This window comes from Vibrio alginolyticus NBRC 15630 = ATCC 17749, from assembly GCF_000354175.2.
Taxonomy (GTDB): domain Bacteria; phylum Pseudomonadota; class Gammaproteobacteria; order Enterobacterales; family Vibrionaceae; genus Vibrio; species Vibrio alginolyticus.
The window spans coordinates 77,860-91,726 of record NC_022349.1 but is presented as its reverse complement, the minus strand read 5'-3'; the positions used below and the strand labels follow the sequence as shown (position 1 = coordinate 91,726).

The 13,867-nt window shown below is 43.6% G+C and carries 11 protein-coding genes; 6 read left to right on the top strand and 5 right to left on the bottom strand.

The genetic code is table 11. From position 1 onward, the window contains the following. Nucleotides 1-65 precede the first annotated feature (65 nt). Nucleotides 66-2,291: an NADP-dependent isocitrate dehydrogenase gene (locus tag N646_RS00375; protein ID WP_005378404.1), complete on the bottom strand. Its 2,226-nt coding sequence runs from the start codon at nucleotides 2,289-2,291 to the stop codon at nucleotides 66-68. Nucleotides 2,292-2,602: 311 nt separating this feature from the next. Here N646_RS00375 and N646_RS00370 point away from each other — a divergent pair, with 311 nt between their 5' ends. Beyond that, entirely contained in the window at nucleotides 2,603-3,304 is a 702-nt protein-coding gene (locus tag N646_RS00370; RefSeq protein WP_005387874.1) for a pseudouridine synthase, read from the top strand. Between the two features lie 85 nt (nucleotides 3,305-3,389). Here the strand turns inward: N646_RS00370 and N646_RS00365 are convergent, their stop codons facing one another. Then, the gene (locus tag N646_RS00365; protein WP_017820027.1) at nucleotides 3,390-4,067 is read right to left on the bottom strand and encodes a DUF2057 family protein; all 678 of its coding nucleotides are present in this window, start codon (nucleotides 4,065-4,067) and stop codon (nucleotides 3,390-3,392) included. Nucleotides 4,068-4,143: 76 nt separating this feature from the next. Further along, a complete protein-coding gene (locus N646_RS00360) occupies nucleotides 4,144-5,223 on the bottom strand; it encodes a porin (protein WP_005378424.1) in 1,080 nt (359 codons plus the stop codon). Between the two features lie 511 nt (nucleotides 5,224-5,734). On the opposite strand from N646_RS00360, the gene dinG reads away from it, so the two are divergent. The 5 genes from dinG (at nucleotide 5,735) to xthA (ending at nucleotide 10,218) form a co-directional block, all read left to right on the top strand. Continuing rightward, a complete protein-coding gene (gene dinG / locus N646_RS00355) occupies nucleotides 5,735-7,810 on the top strand; it encodes an ATP-dependent DNA helicase DinG (RefSeq protein WP_017634733.1) in 2,076 nt (691 codons plus the stop codon). 14 nt (nucleotides 7,811-7,824) lie between these two features. After that, on the top strand, nucleotides 7,825-8,610 hold the full coding sequence (locus N646_RS00350; protein WP_005387866.1) for a sulfite exporter TauE/SafE family protein: 786 nt from the start codon (nucleotides 7,825-7,827) through the stop codon (nucleotides 8,608-8,610). Next, on the top strand, nucleotides 8,607-9,152 hold the full coding sequence (locus N646_RS00345; protein ID WP_017820026.1) for a primosomal replication protein: 546 nt from the start codon (nucleotides 8,607-8,609) through the stop codon (nucleotides 9,150-9,152). Before N646_RS00350 ends, N646_RS00345 begins: the two co-directional genes overlap by 4 nt. Continuing rightward, a complete protein-coding gene (gene rsmS / locus N646_RS00340) occupies nucleotides 9,152-9,316 on the top strand; it encodes a pleiotropic regulatory protein RsmS (RefSeq protein ID WP_005378432.1) in 165 nt (54 codons plus the stop codon). The genes N646_RS00345 and rsmS overlap by 1 nt, the downstream gene beginning before the upstream one ends. 95 nt (nucleotides 9,317-9,411) lie before the next feature. Next, complete coding sequence (xthA, locus tag N646_RS00335) at nucleotides 9,412-10,218, top strand: exodeoxyribonuclease III (RefSeq protein WP_005378433.1); 807 nt, start codon at nucleotides 9,412-9,414, stop codon at nucleotides 10,216-10,218. 93 nt (nucleotides 10,219-10,311) lie between these two features. On the opposite strand, the gene N646_RS00330 is transcribed toward xthA, so the two are convergent. Both N646_RS00330 and N646_RS00325 read right to left on the bottom strand, forming a co-directional pair. Beyond that, nucleotides 10,312-13,035 (bottom strand): ImpA family metalloprotease, encoded by a 2,724-nt coding sequence (locus N646_RS00330; protein WP_017820025.1) that lies wholly within the window; start codon nucleotides 13,033-13,035, stop codon nucleotides 10,312-10,314. Between the two features lie 154 nt (nucleotides 13,036-13,189). Then, on the bottom strand, nucleotides 13,190-13,867 hold the full coding sequence (locus N646_RS00325) for an ABC transporter permease (RefSeq protein WP_017820024.1): 678 nt from the start codon (nucleotides 13,865-13,867) through the stop codon (nucleotides 13,190-13,192).

The following is a 13,867-nucleotide window of genomic DNA, read 5'->3' as shown; positions in this document are numbered from 1 at the left end:
GAACACTTACAACGCACTTACAGGATAGGAAACACGCCGAAAACGACGTGTTTTTTAACACTAACTTACTTGTTAATGATTGCGTTAAAGGTTTCGCTTGGACGCATCAATTTAGAAACCAATGCATCGTCTAGTAAGTAGTAACCTCCTAGCTCACCTTTCACGCCTTGCGCATTATTTAGCTCAGCAACGATCGTTTCTTCCTGCTCTGACAGCGCTTTTGCAATTGGTGCAAATTCAGCAGCAAGATCCGCATCATCCGTTTGCTCTGAAAGCGCTTTCGCCCAGTAAAGTGCAAGATAGAAGTGGCTTCCACGGTTATCTAGCTCACCCACTTTGCGTGACGGAGATTTATTGGTGTCTAAAAACTCACCGGTCGCTTTATCTAGTGTATCTGCGAGAACCTGAGCCTTAGGATTGTTTGTCGCTACACTTAAATGCTCTAACGAAGCTGCAAGCGCTAGGAACTCGCCCAAAGAATCCCAACGAAGGTGATTCTCTTTTTCTACTTGTTGAACGTGCTTAGGAGCAGAACCACCAGCGCCTGTTTCAAATAGACCACCACCATTCATCAATGGAACAATAGATAGCATCTTAGCAGACGTACCTAACTCTAGAATTGGGAACAAGTCTGTTAGGTAGTCACGAAGAACATTACCTGTAACAGAGATAGTATCTAGGCCCGCTTTCATACGCTCTAGTGAGTACTTACAAGCTTCAACAGGAGATAGGATCTTAATCTCTAGACCGTCAGTATCGTGATCTGGTAGGTAGGCGTTTACTTTCTTGATGAGCTCAGCATCGTGCGCGCGGTTTTCGTCTAGCCAGAATACAGCTGGAACACCTGTTGCACGTGCGCGAGTCACTGCTAGTTTAACCCAATCTTGGATTGGTGCGTCTTTAACCTGACACATACGGAAGATATCACCTTCTTCAACCGCTTGCTCTAACAGTACGTTACCTGAAGCATCAACAACGCGAACAGTACCCGCAGCGTCTAGAATGAATGTCTTGTCGTGAGAACCATACTCTTCAGCTTTCTGAGCCATTAGACCAACGTTAGGTACGCTACCCATAGTGGTTGGATCAAATGCGCCGTGCTCTTTACAGAAATCAATAACCGCTTGGTAAATACCTGCGTAGCTACGATCTGGAATCATCGCTTTGGTGTCTTTTTGTTTACCATCTGGTCCCCACATTTGACCCGAAGAGCGAAGCATTGCTGGCATAGAAGCATCTACAATAATGTCACTTGGTACATGTAAGTTTGTGATACCACGATCAGAGTCAACCATCGCAAGTTCTGGTTGAGTTTGGTAAACCGCTTGAATGGCCGCTTCAATTTCTGCTTTTTGCGCTTCAGGTAGAGACTCAATTTTTGAGTAAACATCACCGATGCCATTGTTTACATCAACGCCTAGCTCTTCAAACAGCTTACCGTACTTATCGAAAACGTCTTTGTAGTAAACTTTTACGGCATGGCCGAAAATGACAGGGTCAGAAACTTTCATCATCGTCGCTTTCATATGAAGAGACAGCAGCACGTCTTGCGCTTTCGCTTCAGCAATCTCTTTCTCGAAAAATTCAACCAACGCCTTCTTCTTCATTACTGAAGTATCAATGACTTCTTTATCTAGTAATGGGAACGCAGACTTAAGCTCTTTAACTGTACCATCATTACCGACAAACTCGATTTTGACCTCTGTTGCACCAGAGATAGTTGTAGACTTTTCGCTACCAAAGAAGTCATTGTCTGACATGCTCGCAACATGAGACTTAGATTCTGCTGACCATGCACCCATTGAGTGTGGGTTTTTCTTCGCGTAGTTCTTAACCGAAGTCGGAGCACGACGGTCTGAGTTACCTTCACGAAGTACTGGGTTAACCGCACTACCTTTGATTTTGTCGTAAGCCGCTTTAATCGCTTTCTCTTCGTACGTGCTCGGCTCTTCTGGGTAGTTTGGTAAATCGTAACCTTTCGCCTGAAGCTCTTTAATCGCCGCTTTAAGCTGAGGAACTGAAGCTGAAATGTTAGGTAGCTTGATGATATTTGCTTCTGGAGTTTGAGCTAGTTCACCAAGCTCAGTCAACGCATCGCCAATGCGCTGTTCTTCTTTTAGATGCTCTGGGAAGTTAGCGATAATTCGACCTGCTAGTGAAATATCACGAGTATCTACATTGATGCCAGACGATGCTGTGAATGATTGAATGATTGGTAGTAATGAATAAGTTGCTAGCGCCGGCGCTTCATCAGTGATGGTGTAGATAATTGTAGGTTTTTCTGTAGGCATGAAATTTCCCTATTTTTTAATCAACTTGTTGGCTGATCAACTCAGCGTCTGAGTTGGTTTAATTGACGCATTGCTGCGCGTTAGCAGTACATGTCTCCTCACTAACGCCACATGCGGTTCGCACTCTTTGTTGTAGTTTGAAGCTCTAAGCTCTGAATCCATGAGTGCACTGATATAATTAAACAAATAACACGAATTAGTCTATCATTCTGTGCGCGTTTGTTAGTTTTAGGCGCGCAAATCATATCCGATCATGAGAAAACTTAAAACTTTCAAACACAGTTCATTTACATTTTTGCAGGGTAGTTAACATGTCATCTCGTACAGGTCAGGAAAAAGGTCGCAGTCGTAACCAGTCTAAAACGGGCCATTTTAAACACTCAGGAGCTCGCAATGGCTCGAAGACTCGTACTCAGCAAGACCGCCGCCCTAATCGCCCAACAAAAAGCCAAAAGCCAAAAGTGGCCCCTAAAGATCGTAAAGTCATTATTTTCAATAAGCCTTACGATACGCTCAGTCAATTTACCGATGGCGATGGTCGCAAAACGTTAGCGGACTATATCCCAATCAAAAATGTCTATGCGGCTGGCCGATTGGACCGAGACAGCGAAGGTTTGATGGTACTCACTAACGATGGCATCTTGCAGGCGAAGCTAACGCAGCCAAAGTCAAAATCGCCGAAGACTTATTGGGTTCAAGTTGATGGCGCTCCTCAGGAGCAAGATCTTGAAAAATTGAGAAAGGGAGTAGAGCTAAAAGATGGTATGACTCTACCAGCCGAAGTTGAAGTTATTCCAGAACCACAAGTCTGGGACAGAACGCCTCCTGTTCGTTTTCGAGCAAATATCCCTACAACTTGGTTAGCCATTACCATTATTGAAGGAAGAAATCGTCAGGTGCGTCGCATGACTGCGCACATTGGCTTCCCTACCTTGCGCCTCATTCGTCATTCGATGGGTGATATCGTCCTTAACGACCTAATGCCTGGTGAATGGAGAGAAATCTCTCTCTAATAAGCAGAAAAGATAAAAGCAGGCTTAAAGCCTGCTTTTTAGATTCGTACTTTTTCAGTTAAGCCCTATCTAATGAACTAAGGGATTACTGCTCAGCAAGCCAGTTTTTAAAGGCCTCTTTTTCCGCCGGAGACGCTTTCTGGTACATCGTCTTTAATACATCAACCATTGGGCTGTCGTTCGATGCGGCTGTTGAACGGGTATCACTAGTCTCAACTCGAGGCTCGATATCACTTACTGATTGTTGATGCTGATTCACAGTTACATAGCTAACAGCAACACTCGCGATACCGCCAGCAATATTGTAGTTACGAGTTTCTTGAGGGTAATTACGACCAATTTGAACACCATCTGACTCTAATACATCTTCGACCAAAGCAATAGGTTGGCCTTTGGTATCCAGTAATTGCCAATCTAGAGGCGAGATGTTGTTTTGCGCTTGGCGAAGAGTTTTAAACTCTGGCAGTTCAAACGTTAGCTTTTCGTTTTCAGCATCAAATTTAGCAACGATTACATCACTGTAAACCGTCTTAAGGTTTTCGTTAATTTCGAATGTAGGTTGATATTTGAAGACAATTTGATTCGTTCCGTCAGGTAGTTCGATTGTCTTCTCACTAGAAAAAAGACCACCTTCTAGATCTGGCTTCTCCATGTTGACGGCCAATAACTTCACGTCTTCTGGAACCACTAAAGTCGTTGCAGCGTAGAGGTTTGTACTGGCAAAAATAGACAGTGCCATTGCCACTTTTAATGATAACTGCATAGAATTTTTCATCCTTATCTTCATAGTAAAAGACCCAGCATATAGCTGGGTCTTACAATATCAAACTGGGTATTGATTACCAGTAGAAACGAGCACCAACACCGAAGTTAGTTGCGTCATCTGTGTCTTTGTTGTCGAAGTCAGTACCTTCGAAAGTGTAACCCGCTTCTGCGAATACACGTGCCCATTTAGAGAACTTGTATTCAACACCAGCGTAGAACCAAGAAGAGTCTGCGTCTACTTTACCTGCTTCGTCAGTAGACTGAGCTAGGTACTCGTAACCAGAGTATAGAGTTGTTTTAGGAGCAACAGCGAACATACCAGCTACAACGATGTAGTGTGAATCAACTGTTGATTTACCTAGCTTATCTTCGTTTTCGTTGTAGTAGTACGTAGCACCTAGAGTGTGCTCGTTTAGTGCGTACTCAGCAGTTACTTCAAAAGATAGGTTTTCGTTATCAGTACGCTCTGTGTGAGAAACTGTTTGCTCTACACCATTAAGAACTAGTTTTTTCTCTTTAGTTACGTTGATGTCGTTGTTCGCAGTAAGTACACCAGCGTGTAGAGATAGGTCGTTGAAAGATTTACCAACGAATACTTCTAGTACTTCTTCGTTAGAATCTTTTTCGCCTAGCGCGTAACCAGCTTTTAGCCAGAACGCGTCATTTTCGTAAGCGTATTTGATTTGAGAATCGTTGTTCCAAGCGTGACCGTATGCAGTTTCCGCTGCGTTACCACCGAAGAAGTAAGAGTAATCTGCGAAGTATACGTCATCAGCCCAAGTACCTTCTTTACCGAAGCGAAGAGTACCCATATCACCCATATCAAAACCGATGATGTGGCGACGTACGTATACAGAGTCATCTGTACGCTCGCTTGAATCAGCACCTGCGTCGTAGTTGTCACCTAGAGCAACACCGATTTCAACTTCACCCAGAACTTTTAGGCTTTCGTCAACAACGTAAACCGCGTTCACACCAGTACGAGAAGAGCTAGTGTTTAGCTCTGCTGTGTGATCAGTTTTTTCTGTGAATAGAAGAGTTGGACGTAGCTGACCGTAGAAATCTACAGAACCTTCTTCAGATTTGAATACTTCAGCTGCGTTCACTGAAGTTGCAGACGCAACTACAGCTAGTGCTAATAGAGTTTTTTTCATAATTAATCCACTGCCTTTTCTTAGTTCGGGATATCCTTGTCCGGTTCCCTTTTTTATATGTTTGAGGTAGAGCGTTAACAAAACGTTATACAGCACCTCCTCAAAATCTGGAGCTAAGAGTGCAAAAGATTATTCTGGCTGTCAAATTTTCTAAATACCAATGTAAAAAAACAAAATACCATTATAAAACAACAACTTGATAAGTTTACCTTTATTTATTCGACGAACATCTAACCAATCTCCATTATTATTTGTAATTTACAAAATTATTAACAAATGGTTTTTTAATCCAATAAGTAAATTTAAAAAACAAAAAAAGAATAAAAACCCACAAATAAGACCAAGTTGGAGTTTTATATTTTTCATATAATGAAATTAATTTCATTAAGATAAGGTTCAATATTTTTTTGTGAAGGAGATCTACATTCCTTATAAAAGCATTCCGTTTTGTGAACTACTGTACAACTAGTGATGTGTGCTACTATTCGCCTCCAACGCATTTGAGGCCCGTATGCTGACCAGTAACATTCAAAAATCGATTCGTAATAGCTATCAAAACCTTCAAGATCAACTTGATAACTTTGTGCCTAGAAGAGCACAAAACTACCTTGTTGCAGAGATTGCAAAAACGCTGTGCGGTCAGTATCACAAATCTAACCGAATACTCGTTGCAGAAGCAGGGACTGGAATTGGTAAATCGCTCTCCTATCTAATGGCGACCATTCCCGTGGCTGTACATAACAATAGAAAAGTGGTTATCTCAACGGCGACCGTCGCTCTGCAAGAGCAGCTCATAAATAAAGACCTCCCTCTTTTTCGTCGGATTACCGACCGAGAGTTTTCTTTTATTTTGGCAAAAGGCCGTCAACGCTATTGTTGTGCAGAAAAGCTCGCTACTGCTAGCGGTGCTGATGGTGGCCAGTTAGCCATGTTTGAAACCAAACCTAAGCAAAAAGATATAGAGCTGTTAGAAACAATGCATCGCTCTCTTGCGCAAGGTAAATGGGACGGTGACCGTGATTCTTGGCCTAAACCCATCGACGATAAGCTTTGGCAACTGATTGTCAGTGATAAACACAGTTGCAATAACAGTTTACCAGGCCACCGCGGCTGCCCATTCCAAAAAGCGCGCTCAGAGTTGGATAAAAACGATGTCATCATTGCTAACCACTCTCTCGTCATGGCAGACGCAGATTTAGGTGGCGGCGTGATTTTACCTGAGCCAGAAAATACGATATACGTCTTCGACGAGGCACATCACTTACCTCACGTCGCTCGTGACCATGCTTCAGCATCTGCGAGTTTAAAAGGCGCGGCAGCATGGCTTGAGAAGTTAAATCAGTCGATTAGTAAGTTTTCATCACTCGCAGACGAGAAACGCGTAGCTCGATTTCGCAACGACCTTCAAGACGCGGTTCAGAACTTGATACCGGCACTGACTCAATTGCCCAAACAGTTCGACCCAGCTCAATTTGAAGAGGGTATCTACCGCTTCGAACACGGTGAACTACCTGAGTGGCTAGAGAACCAATCCAAAGAACTAAAACAGTTCAGTAAAAAAGCAAATCAGAGTGTGGCAAAAATTGCCGACCTTATTGCGGAAAGAGTAAAAGACGGGGAGCTTGCGACAAGGTTGGCTGAACCAGCGCTTGCAGAGCTCGGTTTCTACATTCAAAGGTTAGAAAACCTAGCGCAAGTATGGCATTTAATGGCTGAACCAACTCGTGAAAAAGGTGCGCCTTTAGCTCGCTGGTTAGAAACCCACCCCGATCGCGAGGGTGATTTCATTGTGAGTGTTTCGCCACTTGAAATTGGATGGCAACTCGACCAACAGATTTGGAGCAGATGTATTGGCGCCATTTTGGTTTCCGCAACGATGCGTGCATTAAACTCTTTCCATTACTTTTGCCATCAGGTTGGTATTGATGGAAAACCAGAATCAGGCACTCAGTTTTTAGCGCTTGCGTCACCATTCGATTACCAAAACCAGGCAGAATTACTCATCCCTGCGATGAAATATGAACCACCAGCGCCTCAATTTACTGAATATCTTATTGAGATCTTGCCTAAGTACTTGGAAGACAAGAAAGCCAACTTAGTATTATTCTCATCCTATTGGCAGATGAACCAAGTCGCGAAGGCACTCTCTTCGGAGTTCATAAAAAAAGGCTGGGCGTTGCAAGTTCAAGGTGAAAGCTCACGTCAAGAAATTCTAAAAAAACATAAAAAGTTAATAGAATCAAATAAAACCAGCGTCTTATTTGGTACTGGCAGTTTCTCTGAGGGGCTAGACTTACCTGGCGAATTACTTGAAAACTTGGTGATTACAAAAATTCCATTTGGCGTTCCAACCTCCCCTGTTGAGCAGGCTCATTCCGAATACATTGAGAAAAAAGGAGGAAACCCGTTTATGCAAATAACTGTACCAGACGCAAGCAAAAAGCTGATCCAGAGCGTAGGTCGCTTACTGCGTAAAGAGAGAGATTCTGGTAGAGTAACGATTCTTGATCGACGCCTAGTCACTAAGCGATACGGACAAGCCTTAATCGACTCACTACCTCCATTTAAACGTAAAATAGAATATTAGAAGAATCACCATTTATGGAAATGATTGAGCCAACCATGCTGTTGGTGTTGGCGCTTGTCGCTTTTGTCGCAGGATTTATTGATGCAGTTGCCGGTGGTGGTGGCATGCTTACCGTACCTGCTCTACTTTCGCTAGGCTTGCCGCCTCATATTGCACTAGGCACCAATAAACTTGCCGCTACCTTTGCTTCTTCTACTGCAGCATTTACGTACTACAAAAAACGTCTATTCAAACCTCAATGCTGGAGGCGTGCATTCGTGGCAACACTCGTCGGAGCGACATTAGGTACGCTATTTGTAGATGCGATTAGTACGGATTGGCTGGAAAAAGGATTGCCGCTTGTTATTTTGGCGGCAGCGTTGTATACCGTTTTTCATAAAACACCCCACTCTGCTCATCAAAGTCCAATACCCGAGCCTTGCCCAAAACTTCATAAAAAACAGTACATGCAAGGCTTATCCATAGGATTCTACGACGGACTCGCAGGGCCTGGAACTGGGGCTTTTTGGACAGTAAGTTCAATGGCGCTGTACCGGCTGAATATCTTGCTCGCCTCTGGCTTAGCAAAAGCAATGAACTTTACCAGTAACTTTACCTCTTTGATCACTTTTGCATTCCTCGGACATATCAACTGGGTGCTAGGCTTAACAATGGGAGTATGTTTAATGGCTGGTGCTTTTGTTGGCGCGCACTCCGCTATTAGATTTGGTTCTAAATTCATTCGTCCTGTATTTGTTACTGTCGTCAGCATACTAGCTATTAAATTGGCTTATGACGCATGGTTTGTAGGTTTGTCATGAACATTTCTCAACTCCAGGAAAATCTAGAACAAATGGCGAAGCAAGCCGCTGTTCTTGACCGTCAAAGAGGCGAACATCATGTTCCGCTTTTTGATGAGCGTTTATTTGGTTGCCGCTCTCGCTTACTTACTCCTTGCGTAAAAGAAGCAAAAGCCACGCTGGGTGCGATTGTGCGTGAGCAAAATGAAGGTAAGCTCACCGCTTTGCGTGCTGAGTACCTCACTGAACGGTTAGTGGCGCAAATCGGTGCGATTCAACGCGAGATTTCTACCACTAAAATTCGTAAGAATGAAATCAAACATAGCAGCCATTTCCGTAAGCCTATCAACGTGCTTTATCAGGAGCTCGCTCAACATCAAGAGTGGGCAAGACGCTTGCGCGAGATGGTGTTAGAAAAAGAACGTGCTGTCGAAAGCGCTCCTAGTTTTATGCGTGCCGACGCTCAAAAAGTATTACTAGCAACCGAGCAACGTTTAGCGCGTTGTGAAACAGCACTTCTTAAGCTAGAGAACCAAATTACACATAGGGAAAAACATCAATAATGGCTGATCAACCAACCTCGCCTTTAGATGACGCACCTGAAGAGATCAAACTGGCTGTCGATTTAATCTATTTGCTTGAGAGCAATGAGATAGATCCAGAAGTTGCGCTTAACGCTTTAAAGATCGTGCAAAACGACTTAGAAAACAAATTAAAAGCAAAGTAGCTCAGAGCGTTTCACTCCTTTCACCGAGACTCGTTTTCAGTGCTCTTACACAATGATACTATTCATAAAAAGTACGCCCCCAAAAAGGATAAATAATGAAAGTAATCAGCTTTAACATCAATGGACTACGTGCGCGACTGCACCAACTCCAAGCGCTAATCGACAAACACCAACCTGATGTGATTGGTCTTCAGGAAATTAAAGTTCACGATGAAGCATTCCCGATTGAAGCTGTCGAAGCCATGGGCTACAAAGTGTATTTTCATGGTCAAAAAGCACATTACGGCGTAGCAATGCTTTGTAAGCAAGAGCCTCTACACGTACAAAAAGGGTTCCCGACGGATAACGAGGAACATCAAAAGCGCATGATCATGGCAACGTTTTTAAATGAAAACGGCGAAAAGGTCACTGTACTAAACGGCTATTTCCCTCAAGGGGATAACATCAGCCACGAAACCAAATTCCCATACAAGCGCCAATTCTATAAAGATCTGATGACCTACCTAAACGATCATCACAATAACGACGAGCAATTGATTGTTATGGGTGACATCAACATCAGCCCTATTGATGCAGATATCGGTATCGGCGAGCCAAACCGTAAACGTTGGCTAAAAACAGGTAAATGTTCATTCCAACCTGAAGAACGCGAATGGTTGAAAACCTTACTAGACTGGGGCTTTGTGGACACCTTCCGTAAGCTATACCCAGAGGTGAACGATCAATTTTCGTGGTTTGACTACCGTTCTCGCGGTTTTGATGATAACCGTGGCCTACGAATTGATGTCATTTTGGCAACCCCTTCTCTAGCGGAAAAGTGTATTGAATCTGGTATCGACTATGAGCTTCGTGGTATCGAGAAGCCTTCAGATCACGCACCAATCTGGTCAACATTTAAGTAATATATTGCAAAGCTATAAGCGAGACTCAACGCTAAGCTTAATCCAATAAAAAGGGAGACTCAGTCTCCCTTTTTCATACAAATTACCATTTAATCACTGATTCAGCGGCCAAACCGTTTGACCATCAACAGTTATCGGTGTTTGTGCAAATTCGTTCAGACAGTAGCCTGTATTACTACTTGCAAAGTAAGTGAGCGGCATCGGCGGTAGATTCAGCGCCACAACCTGCTGTTTCGCTTTTTCTGTGAGCGAGAACCCCCACATATCGAGATAGTTAGTCATATCTCGCTGAGAGATGTAGCTCAGAGCAATAAGCAACCAGTCGTTGTTCGAGATGCTATTTGCTTCTTCCCGAGAGTAGTTGGCGAAACCAATACTCAATCGTCTCTCATCCCAAAGCGCATCGTCCGATTTTAAGCGGTTAAACTCACGTTCAATCAGGTGCAAGCGCGCCAATAAATGCCAACCATTTTTAAGCACACCTTCATGCTGCGCCGCCATCATCATTTGAATGTAAACACGAGCGCCCCAACTCCAACTGGTTTGATTTTGCGCAGCCATGTATGCGTTTGGATCCGCTTGAGTTCGGCTAGCTTGCAATAATTCAAACTGGCCTTTGAAATCCAAGCTTTGGCAAGTTGAAACTTTTCCCGTATTCTGGAAGAAACGAGACTTACTGTAATACGAGTAGTAATTGGTCGTTGAATGCCCTTCCCAGCCTGAAAATCGGAATCGACCTTTTTCTAAACCATGACCAAGCTCATGTAAATCACCGTGACCGAGTGGGCTGAATGACCAGTAAGCATCGTAAGGGTTACCCGAACAACCATAACCACACGTCGCTTGGTCGGCGTTCATGTGCTTCACTATATCAATATTGGCGATTTCCCAACCTTGGTTTTGGGCGTATTGAATAATTTCAGGCACTTCATCTATGCCCGGCCCTTGGAAACCTGCCAGCACATGCGGGTAGTTGTGAACATATTCTTCTGTTGCAAGCGCCATTTCCGAAGGGGTAGACCACATTTCATCGTTGACCGACTCCAACATTTTGTCGCGCTTTGAGTGTACTTCAAACCCAGGAGTGATCAGCTCAGCCCAATCGAATAAATTGGCTTCTAACTGTTGAATAAAAGCGTCGTTGTCCTTCTCACTTCTCCAAACTGGATGCTGTGCCACATGATTAAATTTCAGTTCAACCGGAACATCATTTTTGTCAAAGTGAACCTGTACTGGACCACCATAAGGAGAAGTCAGCGTGATGGTTTCACCCGGCTTCACTTCATAGCCGAATGAAGTCAGCAGTTTTGGTCGCGTGTATCCATCTTTGCTGAACTCATGAGTTGCACCACTTCTTAAAGTGTTGATGACAATCTTAGTCGCCACATCATTGCTGTCATTACGTTTAACCGTAAAGGTTTCCCCAGGAAGCGCATACACACCAGCCGAACGGAAGTTACGCTTTGATTCCATATTAATCGTTGCACTGATTCTCTTTATGTCAGGGCTAAACTCACTACGGCTGAAGTTCCCCATATTTGGTTGTTTTGGGTTTACGCTTCGGCTGTTGTATTGCACGTAATCGGCAAAGTACGACTTTAGGAATTCGGTCGTTTGGGTTGATTGTTTGTCCATCGGGAAGACAACCGTTTGACGATAATGATCAGCCAGCAATACCATGAGTTTTTCGTATTGGTAGCCGTTTTGATTAAACAAATCTACTTTTTGTTCATCAAGCTTTTGCAACCAATGGCGAATGCTGTTTGCCCCTGCATAAAATTGACTGTCCATATTCGCAGTGTCAGGGCAGGATTTGTCATCACACTTTGACAAGTCAACGTTGAAATTTTGAGATTCAAAACGAGACAACAGCGCTTGTTGTGTGATGACAGAGTCCGGCACAACGTTCATCAACGATGAAGGTTCCCAGTCGACCAAGCCTAACTTACGCCAATAGTTATCTCCCACATAATCAACATGGAATTTTTCCAAAATGTCTTGGCCAAGATCAGTTAGTCCTCCATCCCAATGCAGGTATAGAACAGGAATTTGGGCTTGCTCAGCGTATTCCAAAGCTTCGAGTACTGGTTTGTTGGTATCTCCAGATTGCAGATGCTGTGACAAGATCAATAAGTTTGGAGTATTGGTTTGCAAGCAGCTAAGTAGCTTCGAACCATCGCATAGGTTGGCCTCGTTAAACGCCAACTCTTGTGAGACATTGTCTTTTAGCCAATTCCGAGTCGCTTGCTCATCCGGAAAGTAATAAGACTGGTCCATTTGCGCGATGACGACGTTTGAAGTAACTCCGCCCGACAACCAAGTGACCAGATTACTTAACCATTGCGTCATCGCTGCGTTGGAAGAGTCGGGAAAACGTTGTGCCGTTCTAAATGGGTTACTACCTAATAGTGCGTAACGTTGACCATTAGACTTTTCCCCGGCAACGCCAATTGACAGCGCTTGATCTTTGTAACCGCTTGCCATGGCCTTATTGATCATCAAGATGGTGTCGTTGAAGCCATACTGAGGTGCCAAGATCGCGGCATCATGGGTTGGATCCCAATAAAGACCTGAAAGGTTTTTCGCAATTGCAGATTTGATCGTATTCGACTGCATCTTGTGGGCTTCTACAACCTGACGACTTTCTCGAATGAAATCGCTCGGGTCAGAAACGAGCAGTGCATTACCAGTTTCAAGAGCTTGTTGAACTGGAGCTGGCGTTGGTTTTACTTGAGCATTAGGTTTTGATTCTCCCTCTCCCCCACCACATCCTGTGGCTAAGGCGGCAATGCCCAACGATAGAATTGTTTTTTTCATTTTTACTTACTAAACAATGAGTTTATCGAATGTTAATGTAAGTTAATGAATAATAAGAAAGAGTCTTTTACATCGACTGGAAAAATAGGAATGAAGATAACAAAATTATCAAAAGCAATAGCACCCACTCCGGTGCTATTGCCTCTATTGATAATTAGCTTAAAGGACGCAAATAAGCTAAGAAACGCTTCTCTGCCACTTTGAAACACCACAAGATCAAAAACGTCAGTGCCATGTAGAACAGCCCCGCCGTCAGGAAAGACTCAAATGGTGCATAGTAGCGCGAGTTTACTAGACGCGCAGCACCAGTTAAATCCATGATGGTAACGATGCCCGCGACTGCACTTCCGTGCAGCATAAATATGACCTCGTTGGAATAAGCTGGTAATGCTCGACGCAATGCACTCGGCAAGATAATACGTCTGTATGTCATAAACTTACTCATGCCATACGCTTTCGCAGCTTCCACCTCACCTTTCGGCAAACCATTAATCGCACCACGAATAATTTCTGCGGTGTAAGCCGATGTATTCAGAATAAAAGCGACCAAAGCACAGAACCAAGCGTTCTCCCATAAGGTATCTTTCACAGGGAAAAACTGATCCATGCCGTAGTAAATCAAATACAGCTGAACCAATAGCGGCGTTCCACGGAAAAAGTAAATGAATCCCCAAGAAGGTAAGCTTAGAGCGTAATTGGTACTATTGCGTGCCACGGCTAATGGGATAGAGACACACAAGCCAATAACCAACGCTAATCCCACTAACCAAACTGTTGTCCAAAGTCCCTGAAGATAAGTTGGAAAGCTTTCAATAATCAAAGAAAAGTCCAT

What these genes read in the sequence shown, in the direction of transcription:
- N646_RS00345 (WP_017820026.1), top strand. Translation starts at nt 8,607, where the DNA reads ATGAACATTTCTCAACTCCAGGAAAATCTAGAACAAATGGCGAAGCAA.
- N646_RS00375 (WP_005378404.1), bottom strand. Translation starts at nt 2,291, where the DNA reads ATGCCTACAGAAAAACCTACAATTATCTACACCATCACTGATGAAGCG.
- rsmS (WP_005378432.1), top strand. Translation starts at nt 9,152, where the DNA reads ATGGCTGATCAACCAACCTCGCCTTTAGATGACGCACCTGAAGAGATC.
- dinG (WP_017634733.1), top strand. Translation starts at nt 5,735, where the DNA reads ATGCTGACCAGTAACATTCAAAAATCGATTCGTAATAGCTATCAAAAC.
- N646_RS00370 (WP_005387874.1), top strand. Translation starts at nt 2,603, where the DNA reads ATGTCATCTCGTACAGGTCAGGAAAAAGGTCGCAGTCGTAACCAGTCT.
- xthA (WP_005378433.1), top strand. Translation starts at nt 9,412, where the DNA reads ATGAAAGTAATCAGCTTTAACATCAATGGACTACGTGCGCGACTGCAC.
- N646_RS00330 (WP_017820025.1), bottom strand. Translation starts at nt 13,035, where the DNA reads ATGAAAAAAACAATTCTATCGTTGGGCATTGCCGCCTTAGCCACAGGA.
- N646_RS00325 (WP_017820024.1), bottom strand. Translation starts at nt 13,867, where the DNA reads ATGGACTTTTCTTTGATTATTGAAAGCTTTCCAACTTATCTTCAGGGA.
- N646_RS00365 (WP_017820027.1), bottom strand. Translation starts at nt 4,067, where the DNA reads ATGCAGTTATCATTAAAAGTGGCAATGGCACTGTCTATTTTTGCCAGT.
- N646_RS00360 (WP_005378424.1), bottom strand. Translation starts at nt 5,223, where the DNA reads ATGAAAAAAACTCTATTAGCACTAGCTGTAGTTGCGTCTGCAACTTCA.
- N646_RS00350 (WP_005387866.1), top strand. Translation starts at nt 7,825, where the DNA reads ATGGAAATGATTGAGCCAACCATGCTGTTGGTGTTGGCGCTTGTCGCT.